The 1314-nt window shown below is 40.4% G+C and carries 1 pseudogene; it reads left to right on the top strand.

Going from position 1 to position 1314, the window contains the following annotated elements:
• Positions 1 to 1314 (top strand): annotated as a pseudogene (locus GKZ88_RS22385) (hypothetical protein); the annotation flags it as partial.

Raw genomic sequence — 1314 nt, forward strand, 5'->3', positions numbered from 1 at the left:
GATCCAGCAACAAACTGTGAAAGCGCAACAAGATTAGAAATAGTAATTACTGTATCTGATCCGGGAACACCAACAACTACAGATATTACACAAGATTTCTGTTTAGTTGATGCGCCGACAGTAGCCAATATTCAAGTAAATGCACCAACAGTTGGAAATATTGTTTGGTATACTGCCTTAACAGGTGGAACAGTAGTTTCTTCAACAACAGCCTTAGTAAACGGCAGTTATTTTGCAGCGATTTTTGATCCAGCAACAAACTGTGAAAGTGCTTCAAGATTAGAAGTAGCAGTTACTGTATCTGATCCATTGACACCGACTACTACAGATACTACACAAGATTTCTGTTTAATTACTGCGCCAACAGTGGCAAGCATTCAGGTAAATCAAGCAAATGTAGTTTGGTACAACGCTGCAACAGGCGGAACAGCGATTGCATCAACAACGGCTTTAGTGAGCGGTGATTATTATGCAGCTATTAAAGATCCTGTAACAAACTGTGAAAGTTCAGTTCGTTTGTTAGTTACTGTTACAGTATCTGATCCAGGAACTCCGACTACAGCAGATACTACGCAAGATTTCTGTTTGATTGATGCGCCGACGGTTGCAAATATTCAAATAAATGCACCAGCAGTTGGAAATATTGTTTGGTACACAGCCTTAACAGGCGGAACAGCAATTGCTTCAACAACAGCGTTGACAAGTGGCAGTTATTTTGCAGCGATTTTTGATCCAGCAACAAACTGTGAAAGTGCTACAAGATTAGAAATAGTAATTACCGTATCTGATCCGGGAACTCCGACTACAGCAGATACTACACAAGATTTTTGTTTAGTTGATGCGCCGACGGTTGCAAACATTCAAATAAATGCACCAGTAGTTGGAGATATTGTTTGGTACACTGCTTTGACAGGCGGAACAGCAATAGCTTCAACAACAGCGTTGACAAACGGCAGTTATTTTGCAGCGATTTTTGATCCAGCAACAAACTGTGAAAGTGCTTCAAGATTAGAAGTAGCAGTTACTGTATCTGATCCTGGAACACCAACAACTACAGATGCTACACAAGATTTCTGTTTAATTACTGCGCCAACAGTGGCAAGTATTCAGGTAAATCAAGCAAATGTGGTTTGGTACAGCGCTTCAACAGGAGGAACAGCGATTGCTTCAACAACAGCTTTAACAAGCGGTAATTATTATGCCGCAATAAAAGATCCTGTAACAAATTGTGAAAGTGCAGTTCGTTTATTAGTTACTGTTACAGTATCTGATCCGGGAACTCCGACAACAGCAGATACTACGCAAGATTTCTGT

The sequence above is a fragment of the Flavobacterium sp. LC2016-01 genome (assembly GCF_009711135.1).
Classification (GTDB): Bacteria; Bacteroidota; Bacteroidia; order Flavobacteriales; family Flavobacteriaceae; genus Flavobacterium.